General features: G+C 62.2%; 14 protein-coding genes and 1 pseudogene. 7 read left to right on the forward strand and 8 right to left on the reverse strand.

Going from position 1 to position 15170, the window contains the following annotated elements; all coding sequences use genetic code 11:
• Together F787_RS15395 and F787_RS0102010 are read left to right on the forward strand one after the other, a co-directional pair.
• Positions 1-332, forward strand: a pseudogene (locus F787_RS15395) (hypothetical protein); the annotation flags it as partial.
• 5 nt (positions 333-337) lie between these two features.
• Positions 338-1207 (forward strand): glycosyltransferase family 2 protein, encoded by an 870-nt coding sequence (locus F787_RS0102010; RefSeq protein ID WP_019591840.1) that lies wholly within the window; start codon positions 338-340, stop codon positions 1205-1207.
• On the opposite strand, the gene F787_RS0102015 is transcribed toward F787_RS0102010, so the two are convergent.
• The gene (locus F787_RS0102015) at positions 1204-2541 is read right to left on the reverse strand and encodes a flippase (RefSeq protein ID WP_231373386.1); all 1338 of its coding nucleotides are present in this window, start codon (positions 2539-2541) and stop codon (positions 1204-1206) included. The two genes, F787_RS0102010 and F787_RS0102015, sit on opposite strands and share 4 nt — an antisense overlap.
• An 87-nt stretch (positions 2542-2628) precedes the next feature.
• Here F787_RS0102015 and F787_RS15400 point away from each other — a divergent pair, with 87 nt between their 5' ends.
• Positions 2629-3531: a polysaccharide deacetylase family protein gene (locus F787_RS15400; RefSeq protein ID WP_081621785.1), complete on the forward strand. Its 903-nt coding sequence runs from the start codon at positions 2629-2631 to the stop codon at positions 3529-3531.
• Between the two features lie 7 nt (positions 3532-3538).
• On the opposite strand, the gene F787_RS16285 is transcribed toward F787_RS15400, so the two are convergent.
• On the reverse strand, positions 3539-4504 hold the full coding sequence (locus F787_RS16285) for a sulfotransferase (RefSeq protein ID WP_081694068.1): 966 nt from the start codon (positions 4502-4504) through the stop codon (positions 3539-3541).
• A gap of 2 nt (positions 4505-4506) precedes the next feature.
• The gene (locus F787_RS0102030; RefSeq protein WP_028491170.1) at positions 4507-5631 is read right to left on the reverse strand and encodes a UDP-N-acetylglucosamine 2-epimerase; all 1125 of its coding nucleotides are present in this window, start codon (positions 5629-5631) and stop codon (positions 4507-4509) included.
• A 201-nt stretch (positions 5632-5832) separates the two neighbouring features.
• On the opposite strand from F787_RS0102030, the gene F787_RS16710 reads away from it, so the two are divergent.
• Positions 5833-6921 carry a glycosyltransferase family 4 protein gene (locus F787_RS16710; protein WP_196801910.1) on the forward strand — a complete coding sequence of 363 codons (1089 nt, stop codon included), beginning with the start codon at positions 5833-5835 and terminating at the stop codon, positions 6919-6921.
• Positions 6922-6946: 25 nt separating this feature from the next.
• Positions 6947-7705: an AAA family ATPase gene (locus tag F787_RS16290; RefSeq protein WP_081621804.1), complete on the forward strand. Its 759-nt coding sequence runs from the start codon at positions 6947-6949 to the stop codon at positions 7703-7705.
• A 171-nt stretch (positions 7706-7876) separates the two neighbouring features.
• Here F787_RS16290 and F787_RS16295 read toward each other — a convergent pair whose 3' ends face one another.
• The 4 genes from F787_RS16295 to F787_RS0102040 form a co-directional block, all read right to left on the reverse strand.
• Entirely contained in the window at positions 7877-8746 is an 870-nt protein-coding gene (locus F787_RS16295; RefSeq protein WP_081694069.1) for an FkbM family methyltransferase, read from the reverse strand.
• Positions 8747-8802: 56 nt separating this feature from the next.
• Positions 8803-9186: an IS30 family transposase gene (locus tag F787_RS15405; RefSeq protein ID WP_028491171.1), complete on the reverse strand. Its 384-nt coding sequence runs from the start codon at positions 9184-9186 to the stop codon at positions 8803-8805.
• Positions 9187-9273: 87 nt separating this feature from the next.
• A complete protein-coding gene (locus tag F787_RS16715; RefSeq protein WP_155989579.1) occupies positions 9274-9975 on the reverse strand; it encodes a hypothetical protein in 702 nt (233 codons plus the stop codon).
• Between the two features lie 17 nt (positions 9976-9992).
• Positions 9993-11609 (reverse strand): mannose-1-phosphate guanylyltransferase/mannose-6-phosphate isomerase, encoded by a 1617-nt coding sequence (locus F787_RS0102040; RefSeq protein ID WP_028491172.1) that lies wholly within the window; start codon positions 11607-11609, stop codon positions 9993-9995.
• Positions 11610-11840: 231 nt separating this feature from the next.
• Here F787_RS0102040 and F787_RS0102045 point away from each other — a divergent pair, with 231 nt between their 5' ends.
• Complete coding sequence (locus F787_RS0102045) at positions 11841-12284, forward strand: transposase (protein WP_028491173.1); 444 nt, start codon at positions 11841-11843, stop codon at positions 12282-12284.
• A gap of 246 nt (positions 12285-12530) precedes the next feature.
• On the opposite strand, the gene F787_RS0102050 is transcribed toward F787_RS0102045, so the two are convergent.
• Positions 12531-13892 carry a phosphomannomutase/phosphoglucomutase gene (locus tag F787_RS0102050; RefSeq protein WP_028491174.1) on the reverse strand — a complete coding sequence of 454 codons (1362 nt, stop codon included), beginning with the start codon at positions 13890-13892 and terminating at the stop codon, positions 12531-12533.
• A gap of 492 nt (positions 13893-14384) precedes the next feature.
• Here F787_RS0102050 and F787_RS0102055 point away from each other — a divergent pair, with 492 nt between their 5' ends.
• Positions 14385-15146, forward strand: coding sequence for a class I SAM-dependent methyltransferase (locus F787_RS0102055; protein WP_020610530.1), 762 nt, complete (start codon positions 14385-14387; stop codon positions 15144-15146).
• Positions 15147-15170 lie beyond the last annotated feature (24 nt).

The following is a 15170-nucleotide window of genomic DNA, read 5'->3' on the forward strand; positions in this document are numbered from 1 at the left end:
ATGTGCACCTGGACCAGGGCGAGATCGAGCCCGCGGTGACCGCCTACCGCCGCTCCCTGGGCGAAGAACCCCGGCCCGGGCGGGTCCTGGCCGTGACCGCGCGCATCGCCTCCGCCGGCCATCTCGAAGACGCCCTCGTGTTCCTGGAGACCACGCCGCTGGACACCCGCGCCCGAGGCACGCACATCGACGGCATCCGCGCCCGCTACACCGAACGAACGGGGTATTATGAGCGCGAGCGCGAGCACCTGCGAGGGGCCATCCTCGAGGACCTGCTCGCACCGGATTACCCGATCCCGGCCCCGAGGACCGGGCAGGCCAACATGGAGTGAAGCGCATGGATCCGCAGCTGAGCATCATCCTCCCCGCCAAGAACGAGGACGCCGCCATCGGTCCCGTCGTCTCCGCGCTGGCCGGGCAGTTCCCCGAGGCCGAGATCCTGGTGGTGAACGACGGCTCCACCGACGAGACGGAACAGGTGGCCCGCGAGGCCGGCGCCCGGGTAGTCACCCAGCCCTACAGCATGGGCAACGGCGCCGCGATCAAGCGCGGGGCGCGTTCGGCGCATGGCGAGATCCTGGTGTTCATGGACGCAGACGGCCAGCACGACCCGGCGGATATCCCGCGCCTGCTGGAACGCCTGGACAACGGCTACGACATGGCAGTGGGCGCGCGCCAGCGCGGTTCGCAGGCCAACGTGGGCCGCGGCCTGGCCAACCGCTTCTACAACCGGCTGGCCAGCTTCATGACCGGGCAGCGGATCGAGGATCTAACCTCCGGCTTTCGGGCAGTACGCGCGCGGCTGTTCCGCGAGTTCCTGCACCTGCTGCCCAACGGCTTTTCCTACCCGACCACCATCACCATGGCGTTCTTCCGCGCCGGGTACCCGGTCTGCTACGTGCCCATCCACGCCGCCAAACGCATCGGCCAGAGCCATATCCGCCCCATCCAGGACGGCATCCGCTTCCTGCTGATCATCTTCAAGATCGGCACGCTCTATTCGCCGCTCAAGCTGTTCGTGCCCGTGGCGTTCCTGCACGGCTTGCTGGGCGTGGGGTACTACGCGTTCACCTTTCTCACGCAGGGACGGCTGTCGCTGGCCACCATCTTCATGCTCACCGCCGGCGTCACCATCTTCCTGATCGGCCTGGTATCCGAGCAGATTACCCAGCTGATGTACAAGGATGCGCACTCGGAGGGCGACTAAAACGCCGAACAGCGAATCCTCAGCCGCTGCCGCACCACGAACCACAGCCACACGTTCCAGACCACCAGGCTCACACTGGTGGCCGCAGCCGCACCCGCCACGCCGAATAGCGGGATCAGCGCCAGGTTCAGCACCACGTTCAGCCCCGCCGCCACCGCCACTACCCGAGTGACGTCCCGTTCGTGGCCCGTCATGTTCAGCAACTGGCCGGTGGAACCAAACCCGGCATTGAATACCTGCCCCAGCCCAAGGATCAGTAACGGCAACCATGCGGCCCCGAATTCCGGACCGAAGACCGTAACCAGCAGCCACTCGCCGACCAGCGCGAACACCAGCACCGACGGCAACGCAAAGGCCAGCGCGGCCTGCGCGGTACGCCGAGCCATCTTCTGCAGTTTGGCGAACTCCCCCTGGTTATACAGCCGGGTTATGTACGGGGCCACCACCATGTTCAGGGCCTTCAGGCCAAGGGCCACCATCAAGGCCCCCTGCGCCGCCGTGCGATATACCCCCACATCCACCGACGCCGCCAGGATCCCCAGCAGGATCACGTCCGCGTAGCGATTGATCTGCTGAAACCCGTGACTGAGCGCCATCGGCCAGGCGGCCGCGAACCAGGCCCTCGCATCATACTCGGGCGCAGCCCGCGTCAGTTCTGACGGCCGCAGGCGAAAAAGCCACAACACCCCAAGCGCAAAGGCCAGCACGGCAGCCAGGACCATCATCGCCATTGCCAGGTCCGGCGTGAGCGCCACGGCAGGCAACCACAGCAACAGCCCGATGAGCACCACTGCCAGGCCCGGGCGAATCACCTGCCCCGGCAGGACCCCCGCGAGCACATGACGCAGCCCGCGCAACGCCGCAGTGCGTATACCGAGCAGGGCCAGCAGCGGGACCAGCAACACACCCCAAAGCAACGTTGAACGAAGCGTCTCGTCTTCAACTCCGGCAACGATGATCACGCCTCCCAGACCGAGGGCAACCAGAACCGAAAGCCCCATGGCCACGCCATGCGCCCAGCGCCAGAGCCCACGGACCGGCCCCCACGCGCCCGAAGCCTGCCCCCTGGCCGTCTCCCGTACAATCAACGGCGGCAGCCCCATGCGGGTAGGCACGGAAAGCAGTGTCATCAGGCCCAGTACAAAGGCATACACACCCAGCCCTTCGGCTCCAAGCCCACGCGCAAGAAGCACCAGCAGCAGCAGCCCCAGCAGAACCTCGGCAATCTGTGCCGACAGGCTGCCGGCACCGCCGCGCAAGAGCCGTCCGGCAAGACCGTTGCCCCGCCAGCCATCGCGTAGCGATTCCTGCTGCTGATTATCTTCCGCGCTCACAACCCATCACCTCCCCCACCTTCGGCCGTACCGATCGATGCCCGCCATGGTACGCTGACCCAGACCCCATCACGCGACCTCAGCACGATGAGCAAGCCCCCCGGAAAACCGCGCCGACAATGCATCCTGCGCTTCGACGTCGATACCGAACTGTGTCTGCGTGAGGGTGTTCCGGCACTGGAAGCCATTGCCCGGCGACACGAAACCCCATTGAGCCTGTTCGTGAATCCCGGGCGCGCAATTGACCGAGGTGCGCTGTTCAAGGAAGCGCTGAGAGGCTTCTCCGGCCAATCGACCACCCGACCACCCGACCGTCCTCCGGCTCTGTCCGCCCGCGACAAGCTGGGCATGCGCGAGACGGGGCGTCTGCTACTCAACAACCCGCCCACACTTGCGCAGCATGCCGGCACGATCCGAAGGCTCGCCGGCAGCGGGCACTATATCGGGTTGCACGGGGGGCATAACCACGCCGCCTGGCAGCGACACGCATATTCCTGGCCGGAAGACAGGGTTCGCCGGGAAGTCGACTGGGGCCGCCAACAGTTGCAAGAAGCGGCCAACCAGCCCGTTACCGGTTTTGCCTCTCCCGGCTGGACCAGCCCTGAAAATCTGCCGGATATCCTGATTCAAAAAGGGTTCCGGGTCCTCGCGGACGAGCGTTCCGAGCGCTGCCCCTATCCGCATGAAACCACGCACGGCCAAATATTGTCGGTTCCCAATACCCTCGCGGGAGAACCGGGTGGCACCGGCTACTTCGAAAGCCTTCGGTTCCGCTTCGGGAAAGACGAACAGGCGGCGCGCAACGAAATCGATTCCGCCCTGGAAACCGCACAACCGTATCTGTGCCTCTACGACCATCCCTTTTTCGTAGGTCGACATGCCGTCGAACTGTTCAGCCACCTCGTTACGCGGTTACTCGCGCTCGGTTACGAGATCGTAACGCCCGACAATTTCGTCATCCCCGAGGTGGGAGAGAGCCAATCTCAATAACGCTATCTCATGCCCCGGCCTCGGAATAACCCAACCGTTCAGCCAACGGCACGAGATTCGCAAGAACATCAGCGGGTATTGGTGGGTTTCCCGCACCGCTTTGAACGTATTCGGTCGGCCGTGCGTTAACGACGGGCAGGCCATCAGCATACCGCCGCAGACCTTCCCCGTCTTCCAGGTTCAAAAACTGGGCCACCTCCCCGAGTACCCGGCGAGGCTCCATGCTGAGATCCTCAAGCCGAACACGCAGGAAGCGCTCTCGTGGTACCCGGCTTTCCAGACCGAGAATACCCTCCTGAATACGCCGCCACTGGAAGGCCACCACCACGGCCAATGGCGCATCCCGAACGCTTTCCCAGCCTTCCGGCAACGGAAAATTCCAGTGTTGGTGCGGGTAATCCGGTATCCCGAGCCCACCCGGCACCTTATAAGTGAAAAAGCGATCCGGATCGAGCCATCCATCGCGCATCGAGGCCAGGGTCGCCTCGGGCTCACGCACGATATGAACGAAACGGGCGTCCGGGAAGCAACGCTCCAGCAGTTCGGTCCATAAACCGTTATGGACCGATTTATCCACCAGACGGCGTTTCAATGTGGACCGCCACAACTGTCCCCGCGCGCGAACGACCGCCCGATAAGCGGGTGCGGCCAGCCGAGCGATGCGTCCTCCCTCGCGCTGTCGTGCCGACACGTCGCTTGCATCCGCCCGCCGCCACAGGGCAGCCGGCAGGGCCGCACGAGCCAGCTCCCGGTGAATTTGCGCCACTTCCTCTTCCGGGACGGCCCCCGGAGCCATCTCGCCGCGCCATTCGAAGTGTTCCGGATGGGTGCGTGGCCCCCAGATCTCCCCCGATTCCCTGGCGGTGGAGACCGAACCCGGCAACCCCCTCAAAATCCTGTGCATCAATGAGGTGCCCGAGCGTGGCGCTCCCAGAATAATGACCGGGCGCTGAAACCGCCTGGTTCGAACCATGATCAATCCCCCTGCTCCAGCCGTCGGAGGATGTCCGCGACGATCACCTCCGACGGGCAGCACTCGCTGTCGAGCTTTGCCGAACCACGGTGTCCGCCTTCTGCGACTGTCTCCACGAACCGTTCGGATACTCTGGCGTCCAGACCGTCCAGCACCACGTTGTCTCCGAGCCCCTCCCGCCTTTCGGTGGCCGTGCGCATCAGAAGGGTCGGCACGCCCAGATAGGACAGCTCCTCCTGATTGCTGCCCCCATCCGTCACCACCAACGCTGCCTCCGCCAGATGCCGCATGAATGGCAGGTAGGTCATGCGGGCTCGCAGTGACACCCGCGGGTTCGACTCGAGGACCTCCAGATCACCGGTCTGTTCCAGCCGTTTGCGAGTACTCGGATGCAGGACCATCAACACCGGGAATCGCTCGGAAATCGCTTCGACCGTCGACAGGATCCGGGCCAGGCGCTCCCCGGAATAGAGGTTTTCGAATCGATGGATGGAGACAACCGCGGGCCCGGCCCTCTCGGCCCCATCCGGCACGGACGTCCTGCCCACCGCAAGACGCAGAGAGTCGAGAATGGTGTTCGCTCCCGTATCAACCACCCTCAGTTTCCGGCTCCTGAGGTTTCCGCAGGCCCACTCTCCGGGACAATAGCCGACATGTGCCAGGCGACTCACCGCCACCCGCACCAGCTCTTCCGGAAAAGGGTTGCGCCAGTCGTGGGACCGCAACCCGGCCTCCACATGCAAGACTCTGGCCCCGGCCAGGCGCGCCACAACCGCACCCACCAGGGTTGAAAAGGTATCCCCGTGAACAAGCACCTCGGCAGGCCCGGATCGGGTCCCGGCCCAGCCCTTTCGGCTCCTCCACAGCCGCCAGACCACCCGCGCCAGCCATGTGACCGCCTCACCCCTGCCTTTTACATCCGGTCGATCCACCAGCAACCTTCCGCCCGTGCGCACACCGAATTCTTCCAGCAATTCGGCAACGGTGTCCCGGTGCTGCCCGGTCAGCACCAGCCGGTACTCCACGGCCTGGCGCTCGAGCTCCAGCAGCACCGGCGCCATCTTGATCACTTGGGCACGAGTGCCCATGATCACCGTCACCCGCGCCTCTCCGCCATTGCCTTCCATGCGCACTCTACTCCCACAATCCGACCACGGTCGGGCACATTAACACAACAATAAGCTGGCCTCGCTCACGTGTCCGGCATACAATCACCCCATACTTGGCACCTGAGAAACAACTGAAACCAACCCGGACCCTCACCGTGCCATCACCTACTCGGCTAATTTATCACAATGAAACTACTCGTCCTGACAAAACGCCATCACATGGGCATGGACGCCTATCAGAATCGACACGGACGCTATTTCGCGATTCCCGAACTCCTTGCTCAGTCCACCAATATCACCGTCACCGGCCTCGTCGCGGATTACCACCCCTCCACTAGCGGCAACAACCAACATCCGGAGACCTTCGCAACGTGGGATATCGTCGCGTGCGCTCAAAAAGGAGTTCCCAGAATCGATCGCTTTTGGCAACGTTTACGCCGAACTATCGAAATCACCAATCCCGACATAATATGGGCAGGCGGAGATGCTCTTATCGCGATAATGGCAGAACGCGCCCAACGACAATACGACATCCCCACAATAATCGATCTAAAAGACAACTACGAAGCCTATAGAATTACCAAATTTCCGGGGGTGAAGCACGCGCTTCGTCGTGCCCTGGGAAACGCCACCGCTGTCACCTGCGGCTCGCATGCCCTTCAAAAATACGCCACCACCACAGGCGCGACCACATCTTATGTACTGCCCATGGCAGCCGATCATAATAATTTTTTTCCAATAGACCAAGCCCGGGCTAGAACGAACCTGGATCTACCACTTGACGCCTTCTATGTAGGTACGGCCGGAAAGCTTAGCGCACGTAGAGACACACAGACACTCTCCGACGCGGTCGACGCCCTTCACGGAAAGATTCCCAATCTAGCACTGCTCGTGGCAGGCGCACGCGATTCCAGCTGGAATCGCCCGCGAAAAACGCCCACATATGATCTCGGTCAAGTCCCCCTAGGGGAGGTTAACTGGTTATTCAATGCACTGGATATAGCTGTAATAACCAACCGGACCAACACTTTTGGCGAACACTGCTACCCACAGAAACTTCACGAAATGCTCGCGTGCAAAACACCCGTCATTGCCGCCCGCACTAGTGCATTTTCACGACACCCACTTCCGGATGGTGTAATCGCGACCTACAGCCCGCAGTCACCATCCGAGCTGGCGCAGGCAATTTGGGCTGCCGCTATTCATAAAGAGCGCACCAACACAATAGAATTCAAGGCTGACACTTGGCACGAACGCGCTAACCAGCTTCAATTTATCCTTGAAAACGAACACCAACACCATCTATAAATCAACCCGAAAACGCGAACGACTAATGAGCGATCACAAGCACCCCAAACTTCCTGACGCCATCGAACTCATCGGAGCCCCTGGCTCTGGAAAAACCACTCTCGCTCGAAAGCTACCCCGCAAGCTAAAGACCCCGGCTCTCACCGCATGGGCACCGAAAGCCAAGGCAAACCGAATTGCCAATTCAATTCACTCCAAGTCCGCCTTTGCAGCATTTTCCTACAAGGTGCTTTGTTCCATACCGACACTCCGATACCCCTTGGCTGACAACCTGTTCCCAGCTACTGCCTGGTCCGCGCTATCTGAACGTCAGGAAGACCTGCATCCTATTCTCGAACATGCCCACAGGGAGCTCTCAAATCTATCGGGCAACACATCTTGTATCACCCGACGTGTACACCTTCTTTACCGGTCATGCCTAGATATCGCCTTGATCCAATCCTCCTCTCCACGCCACTTGCCACGTTATGTATTATTCGATGAATCGATTACCCAAGCTATTGTCGGACTCGCGCTCCATCATTCACGACCCGAGCACTTTCTAGACCAATATCTCACCATAAGACTCGCCAGCCCATCGCTTCCGTTAAAGATCATCTACTGCCAGGCGAATGCGGAGACCCTAAAACAAAGAATAGCTTATCGGGGTCAGCCTCAGCACGACCATTTGAGTCAGATTCCTTCTTTCCAGAACCTATCCCGACACATTGCTCAAAAAACCAATCATCTTGCCTACTGCGAAGATACTACCCTCGATGAGTTTTATTCGTTCTTCAGTTCCTGAATTCAGAGTTCAGTTCAGGGCCGACAATTTTCTTGACAGACGCCGTACTCGCCATGCGGTCAGCCCCCTTTCGCTCATCGGGCACAATACATATCCACTCCCGGGCATGAAACAGGGGTGCCTTCTCTCGTGTTATTTGATCAGGCGTGGCATTACAGATAGAGAACCGTTTCAGGCAAGCGGGCTTCTCAGCTCAGGACTCCAACCCAGAAGCTGCTTCCCATCTTCCGAGATAAAATATCTATAACCAGCATCATGCAATATTTTTTTGCACTCCGGCATCGTGCTTTCACCTTGCCTCTCAAAGCTGGCACGCACAGTTAAAAACACATTACCTCTTTTCAATATCTCCCTACTTCCCTTTAAAACCTCGGGCTCCCCGCCCTCCGCTTCAACTTTTATCAACAATCTATCATTGCCTATTTTGCTAGCGTATTGATTCAAGGTAACCGCTTGAACCTTTTCCACTTTATCATAACTATCTGGCTCTATAAAAGAAGAATCCGCGCTCTTAGGAGATAAAAAGAAGTTTACTTCTTTTTCTTTTTCATGCAAAAGAACGTTATACGGTGAAACCACACCCCCAATTCTGTTACTATTTCGCGAAAGACACTTGTACGCTATAGGATCCGGTTCAAAAGCAATCACACGGCTAGCCCCCAAGCTCTCACAAAGGAATGAAAACTCTCCGACGTTGGCTCCTACATCAATTACCGTTGAACCCGACACCTCTGAAAGCAATAGTTCGCGCGGAAAATATCTTTTCTTTAACACATCGAAGGACTTGCTTACGCCATTAAAATATCTTAGTGCCCTTGATGTTTCGTAAAACCACAAGCAGTATTCATCATCGTATACCAACAAAAGATCTTCATCACCATCAAAGACAAAACAGACATCGCGACCTTTCCCCAAAAAGCTTTTAGGGGATACCATCAGTCTATCGATAAATATCTTGTTTTCTGGAGAAAGAGATGAACTGTGTATATAATAACGCGTTTTTTTTGCAGCCTGATAAAGTGGCTTTAATAAATTGTTCATTCAACCCTCTCGATCTCTTTGGCAACCTGAATTCAACACATAAGTGCAACGCCACGTCACGCGGCGCTTTGCCGCGGTAAGGGTTGCTCCAGGACTTTGATCGGAGCCCGGTAGCCGAGTGGCTTTCGCGGCCGTAGGTTGAGCTTGTCTTCGACCTCCTGGATACGTTCTTCGCCGGCCTGAGCGAAGTCGGTGCCTTTCGGGAAGTACTTCCGAATCAGCCCATTGGTGTTCTCGTTCGAGCCGCGCTCCCAGCTGTGATACGGCCGGGCGAAGTACACGGGGCAGGCGAGCTTCGTGCTCACCTGCTCGTGCGCGGCGAACTCCTTGCCATTGTCGACCGTGACGGTCTTCAACGCCGGACGCCAGCGGTTCTTTCTGGCGTCAACTGCCTGTAGTGCCTCATCGGTACGCCTGAACGGGTTTGGGGTGAGAGCCACCCATTCTACGGCGGCAGCTGGCTCGCCCTTCCGGGTTCAGGCATTGCGCTTATTCTGTGAATTCCGGGGGAGGGGGGGGAGGGGAATTTATGGCGCATGCATTTCTTCCACCTCCCGCAACGCATTTACCATTTTTTCAAATGTAATCTTGCCGTGTTTCTTCTTTAGCCCATCATACCACCTTTCATGAACCCCTACGATCTTCAACGGAAAAAAGGGAACCCCCATAACTTTGGCTATATAAAAACGATGGTTGCCAGAGCCAGTTTTCCCAATTCTTCCTGCGGCATCTATCACGCCTGTAGATTCCCAGCCAGTACAACTTTCCAGGAATCCATGCGAACCCACAGTCTCTACCAAGCCTCTCACGTACCCTTCAAGAAAACACACCACCTCCTTTTCGCTGTACATATACCAAGTCTTATGCCTAGCAAAACCATTTGAACTCAAATCACTCACCAAACTCTTGTACCATTTAGATCCTTTTATATTTTCCAAATGGCTGATAAAATCTTTAATCTTAATATAGTCCTCTTTATTTTCGAACGCACTACCACATCGGAATTTACAACTGGGAATAACATATGGCTCCAATCGATCCACGACAAGTGTAGTAATGAGCCCGCGAGCCGCTCTACAATGCACTACCCGCTGCAGCCTATCTCTTACATCCTTTGTCGATTGCCATTTTGTGCCATAATCCAACAGAACATGGGCTGGGCTCACCCATAAAACAGCGCCTCGACCCACTGTTTTGATAAATCTCTTTTGGGACACCCGCTTATTCATTGCCTAAACCCTGGACCTCATGAGAAACTAGACCCCGAGACATACGCGATGCGGTCAATATCGTCCTCTCCAAGATAATCCCCGGTCTGCACCTCAATCACCTCCAGCGGCCCGTCGCCCGGGTTCTCCAGGCAATGGATCTCGTGCAGGGGGATGTAGGTCGACTGGTCTTCCCGCACATCATATACGGTTTCCCCGCGCGTGACGCGGGCGGTGCCGGCGACCACGATCCAGTGTTCGGCGCGGTGGCGGTGGCGCTGCAGGGAGAGTCGCGCGCCGGGGCGCACGTGCAGGTGCTTGACCTGGTAGCGCTCGCCGGTCTCCATGCTGCGGTAATGGCCCCAGGGGCGGTGCACGGTGGGGTACTGGTGCACCTCGGGGCGGGACTGCTCGCGCAGGCGTTCGACCAGGGCGCGCAGTTCGGGGAGCCTGTCGCGGGGTGCGGCGAATACGGCGTCCGGGGTGGCGATCACGGCGAGCTCCTGCAGGCCGAGGGCGGCGACGAGGGTGTCGTGGCCTTCCACCAGGCTGCGGGTGCAGTCCTCCAGCACGGTGTCGCCGCGGGTATGGTTGCCCTGTGCGTCCGGGGCCTGCAGGGCGGCCAGCGCTTCCCAGGAGCCGATGTCGGTCCACTCGGCGTCCAGCGGGGTGACGGCGGCGGCCTCGGTGGCTTCCATCACGGCGTAGTCGATGGAGCGCGCGGGGGCCTGGCGGAAGGCCTCGGGGTCGGGGCGGAGGAAGTCGAGGTCGTGCCGGGCATCGGCGATGGCGGCGCGCGCGGCGCGCGGGATGTCGGGGGCGTGGCGTTCGAGTTCGGCCAGTACGCGCGAGGCGCGGAACAGGAAGATGCCGGCGTTCCACAGGTAGCCGCCCTCTTCCAGGTAGCGCCGGGCGGTGGCGGCGTCGGGCTTTTCGGTAAAGCGGGCCACGCGGGCGCCCGCATCACCCAGTGACTCGCCGCGGCGGATGTAGCCGTAGCCGGTCTCGGGGCGCTCGGGGGTGACGCCGAAGGTGACGAGGTAGCCTTCTTCGGCCAGCGGGGTGGCGCGGGCCACGGCCGCGTGGAAGTCGCGGGTGCGGGCGATGTGGTGGTCGGCGGGCAGGACCAGCAGCAGCGGGTCGCGGCCGGCGGCTTCTTCACAGGCCGCGGCCAGGGCGATGGCGGGGGCGGTGTTGCGGCCCTCGGGTTCCAGCACCAGCGGCGGCAGGTCGGTGTATCCGGCGCTGCGGAGCTGTTCGGCGGCGAGGAAGCGGTGTTCATCCCCGACGATGATCCGGGCGGGGGCGAAGCCTGGCGCGGGGTGTGGGGCTGGCCCCGGATCTGGCTCCGCAGCAGGTTCCGGGGGCATCGGCCAGGGGGCTGGCCTCCTACAACCAAACCCTGCCCGGTAGGAGGCCGGCCCTCCGGCCGATCGGGCGCCGGAGCTGGTCGGCCGGAGGGCCGGCCTCCCGCGGGGGGTGGTCGAACCGGGGTAAGCGCTGGCCACCCGCGCGAGTGTCTGTTGCAGGAGCGTCGGGCCATCGGCATGCGGCAGGGCCAGGAACTGCTTGGGATGCGCCTCGCGCGAGAGCGGCCACAGGCGCGTCCCGGAACCGCCGGCGAGGATGACGGGCTGGATCACGGTATCGTCCATGTCGGCATCATACCCCAGTGCGGGCCACCCGACCGCCGGATCGGGGCCGGATCGGCGCCGAATCGGCCAGGAGGCTGGCCTCCTTGTGTGTCGTCGGGCGCCGATCGGCCAGGGGGCTGGCCTCCTGCGGGTCGACCCCGGCCCTTCGGCCGGTCAATTGCGGGGGTTGGCGGGCATGCGGGGGCGCGATAGGCTTTCCGGCTCGAGGAACACAAGCCGGAGCAACGCGCCATGGATGGCCGCCCTCACGCCGAGGCCCTTCGCCGGGGCCGGTATTCCGAACCCGGGCGTATCTATCTGGTGACCACGGTTACCCGTGACCGCAAGCCGGTTTTTCGGGATCTGTGGGCCGCCCGTGCCCTGATCGGTACGCTGCGTTACGCGCACAGGGAGCACCACGCGGAGACCCTGGCTTTCGTGGTGATGCCCGACCATCTGCACTGGTTGATGTCGCTGGGCGAGGTGGAATCGTTATCCACGGTGGTTCGTTCCATCAAGGCCGTAACGTCCAGGCGTCTGGGGCATGCGGTGTGGCAGCCGGGGTTCCATGACCGGGCGTTGCGGCGGGAGGAGGAAGTGTTGCCGATGGCCCGGTATATCGCAGCCAATCCGCTGCGTGCGGGGCTGGTACGCAATCTGGGCGATTATCCGCACTGGGACGCGGTCTGGCTGTAACCGCGCCCGGCAGGAGACGAGCCCGGAATCGGCCGGAGGGCCGGCCTCCTACGGCCGTGCCCGCCGATCCGCCGGGGCCCGCCGGCCCGGCCGGGGCGCCCGTGGGAGGCCAGCCCCCTGGCCGATGGGACCTCACCGACCCGGCCGGGACACCCGTGGGAAGCCAGCCCCCTGGCCGATGGGACCTCACCGACCCGGCCGGGACACCCGTAGGAGGCCAGCCCTCTGGCCGATCGGGCATCGGAGTTATTCGCCGACCTCGATGATGGCGGAGATGTGTTCCACCTGACGGTGCAGCAGGTGGCGGTCGCCGCGGGTCTCGACGTTGAGGCGCAGTAGGGGTTCGGTGTTGGAGCCGCGCAGGTTGTAGCGCCATTCGGGGAATTCGACGCTGATGCCGTCCGTGCGGTCGATGTGGCCGGACTGTGCGTCGGTGGCGACCATCACGCGGTGGATGGCGGACATCATGTTGTCCACACGGAAGTTGATCTCGCCGCTGCAGGGGAAGCGCTCCATGCGTTCGCGCACCATCTCGCGCAGGGACTGCTCACGCCGCCCCATCAGCTCGACCACGCGCAGCCAGGGCAGCATGCCGGAGTCGCAGTAGTAGAAGTCGCGGAAGAAGTGATGGGCGCTCATCTCGCCGCCGTACACGGCGTTCTCGCGGCGCATGGTCTCCTTCATGAACGCGTGGCCGGCCTTGCTCTGCACGGGGACACCGCCGGCGGCCTCGACCATCTCGATGGTGTTCCAGGTGAGGCGCGGATCGTGCACCACCCGGTTCCCCTGCCCGCCTCCCGGCTGTGCACGCAGGCTGGCCTCGGCCAGCAGGCCGACCATGTAGTAGCCCTCGACGAACTCGCCGTGCGAGTCGAAGAAGAAGCAGCGGTCGAAGTCGCCGTCCCAGGCCAGGCCGAGGTCGCCGCCGAAGGAGAGTACCGCGTCGCTGGTGAAGCGGCGGTTCTCCTCCAGCATGGGGTTGGGGATGCCGTTGGGGAAGTTGCCGTCCGGCTCGGCGTTCTCGCGGATCATCTCCACCGGCAGATGGGCATCCAGTTCGTCCAGCACCGGGCCGGCTCCGCCGTTGCCGGGGTTCACCAGCAGGTTCAGCGGCGGCATCACCTCGGGGTCCACCAGGCTCAGGAGGTGGTGGATGTACGCCTCGCGGTGGTACAGACGTCCGGTGCGCCCGCGCACCCGAGGGGTAAACCCGCCCTGCTCCGCCCGCCAGCGGATCGCCTCCAGCCCGGTGTCCGCGCTCACCGGCCGCGCGCCCTCGCGCACGATCTTGAGCCCGTTGTAGTCCATGGGGTTGTGGCTGGCGGTGACCATGATCCCCGCCCCGGCCCGGTAGTAGGCGGTGGCGAAGTAGACTTCCTCGGTGCCGCACAGGCCGATGTCGGCCACGTTGCAGCCGCCGGCGGAGAGCCCGTCGATAACCGCCGCCGCCAGCGCCGGGCTGGTCAGGCGCACGTCGTGGCCCACGATGGCCATGCGCGGCCCCAGTTCCTCGGCCACGGCCCGCGCGATGTTGTACGCCACCCGCTCGTTGAGCTCGTACGGGACCCGCCCGCGGATGTCGTACGCCTTGAAACAGTCCAGGTTCATGTGCCTCCTTTCGGGCCCGACGTCGATCCCCGCAGCGAGCCGTGTCGGGAAGGCTACCGCCCGGGGCCGAAAGGTGGAAGGGCCACGCAGATCGCACACCCCCGGTAGGAGGCCAGCCCCCTGGCCGATCAGGCGCAGCGGTGGGAGGCCAGCCTCTGGCCGATCGGGCGCAGGACATTGCCCGGACGCCGAATCGGCCGGAGGGCCGGCCTCCTACGCGGCGGGGGGCCGTGGGAGGCCAGCCTCTGGCCGATGGGGCGCGGGAGATCGGCCGGACGCGGAATCGGCCGGGGGGCCGGCCTCCTGCGCGGCGGGGGGGCGTGGGAGGTCAGCCTCTGGCCGATGGGGCGCAGGAGATTGGCCGGACGTGGAATCGGCCGGAGGGCCGGCCTCCTACCGATCTGGCCCGGAGCCGATCGGGGCGTGTTTGCTTGACGGTCGGGTGGCTTGGCCGGAGACTGTTGGGCTTTCCAATGATGAGGGTTTGCCCCGATGAGCCAGTCCGAAGTGAAGACCGAGGAGAAGAAACAGCATTTTGACGACATCTACGTCGCCGAGACGCCGGTGCCGTTCAAGGAGCGCATCATCGATGCGCTGGACTACATCTCCGACGACTTCAACCGCCAGACCTTCGACCGGCTCATCCTGCCGTGGGCCGAGCAGCAGGCCGCCGACGGCCGCACCCTCAACTACGTCGACCTGGCCTGCTGCTTCGGCAACACCACGATGGCGGCGGTGCACAACATGACCGTGGACGAGATCCGCGAGAACTGGGCCTCGGAGACGGTCTGCAACACCATCAGCAAGCCGCGCCGCCTGCCGATGCACACCACCGGCATCGACATCTCCGAGAACGCCCTGGCCTACGGTCAGCGTGCCGGCCTGTTCGACGAGACCCATGCGGCCGACCTGAACAATCCGGCCCCGGAGACCCGCGACGCGATCGAGAAGTCGCTGGAAGAGGCGGACATCCTGCTGTCCACCGCGTCGCTGGTGTATCTGGATCCGCCGGCCATCGCGTCGCTGCTGGATGCGTTCCGCCGTGGCGAGGGCGAAGGTTACCTGCTGGTGAACTTCCTCAACCCCTTCGCGCTGGAGAAGGCCGACGAGACCAAGCGCATGCTGCTGGACCGCTTCGAGTTCGTGGGCAGCACCGCCAGCCGTCACCGCCGCATGTCCGAGCTGGAACAGGAAAACTATCCGGGCGAGGAATGGGCGCTGCTGGAGATCTGGGTCCTGCGCCGCAAGGCCTGATACCCCGCCTCGCGCCCCGGGTCA

The sequence above is a fragment of the Thioalkalivibrio sp. ALE19 genome, assembly GCF_000428605.1.
Lineage (GTDB): Bacteria > Pseudomonadota > Gammaproteobacteria > Ectothiorhodospirales > Ectothiorhodospiraceae > Thioalkalivibrio.

Bases quoted from the DNA above. Each gene is read 5' to 3' on its own strand.
- F787_RS16715 (WP_155989579.1), bottom strand. From the start codon at position 9,975: ATGAATAAGCGGGTGTCCCAAAAGAGATTTATCAAAACAGTGGGTCGA.
- F787_RS16290 (WP_081621804.1), top strand. From the start codon at position 6,947: ATGAGCGATCACAAGCACCCCAAACTTCCTGACGCCATCGAACTCATC.
- F787_RS0102055 (WP_020610530.1), top strand. From the start codon at position 14,385: ATGAGCCAGTCCGAAGTGAAGACCGAGGAGAAGAAACAGCATTTTGAC.
- F787_RS0102010 (WP_019591840.1), top strand. From the start codon at position 338: ATGGATCCGCAGCTGAGCATCATCCTCCCCGCCAAGAACGAGGACGCC.
- F787_RS16710 (WP_196801910.1), top strand. From the start codon at position 5,833: ATGGGCATGGACGCCTATCAGAATCGACACGGACGCTATTTCGCGATT.
- F787_RS0102045 (WP_028491173.1), top strand. From the start codon at position 11,841: ATGGATGGCCGCCCTCACGCCGAGGCCCTTCGCCGGGGCCGGTATTCC.
- F787_RS16285 (WP_081694068.1), bottom strand. From the start codon at position 4,504: ATGGTTCGAACCAGGCGGTTTCAGCGCCCGGTCATTATTCTGGGAGCG.
- F787_RS15400 (WP_081621785.1), top strand. From the start codon at position 2,629: ATGAGCAAGCCCCCCGGAAAACCGCGCCGACAATGCATCCTGCGCTTC.
- F787_RS16295 (WP_081694069.1), bottom strand. From the start codon at position 8,746: ATGAACAATTTATTAAAGCCACTTTATCAGGCTGCAAAAAAAACGCGT.
- F787_RS0102030 (WP_028491170.1), bottom strand. From the start codon at position 5,631: ATGGAAGGCAATGGCGGAGAGGCGCGGGTGACGGTGATCATGGGCACT.
- F787_RS0102050 (WP_028491174.1), bottom strand. From the start codon at position 13,892: ATGAACCTGGACTGTTTCAAGGCGTACGACATCCGCGGGCGGGTCCCG.
- F787_RS0102040 (WP_028491172.1), bottom strand. From the start codon at position 11,609: ATGGACGATACCGTGATCCAGCCCGTCATCCTCGCCGGCGGTTCCGGG.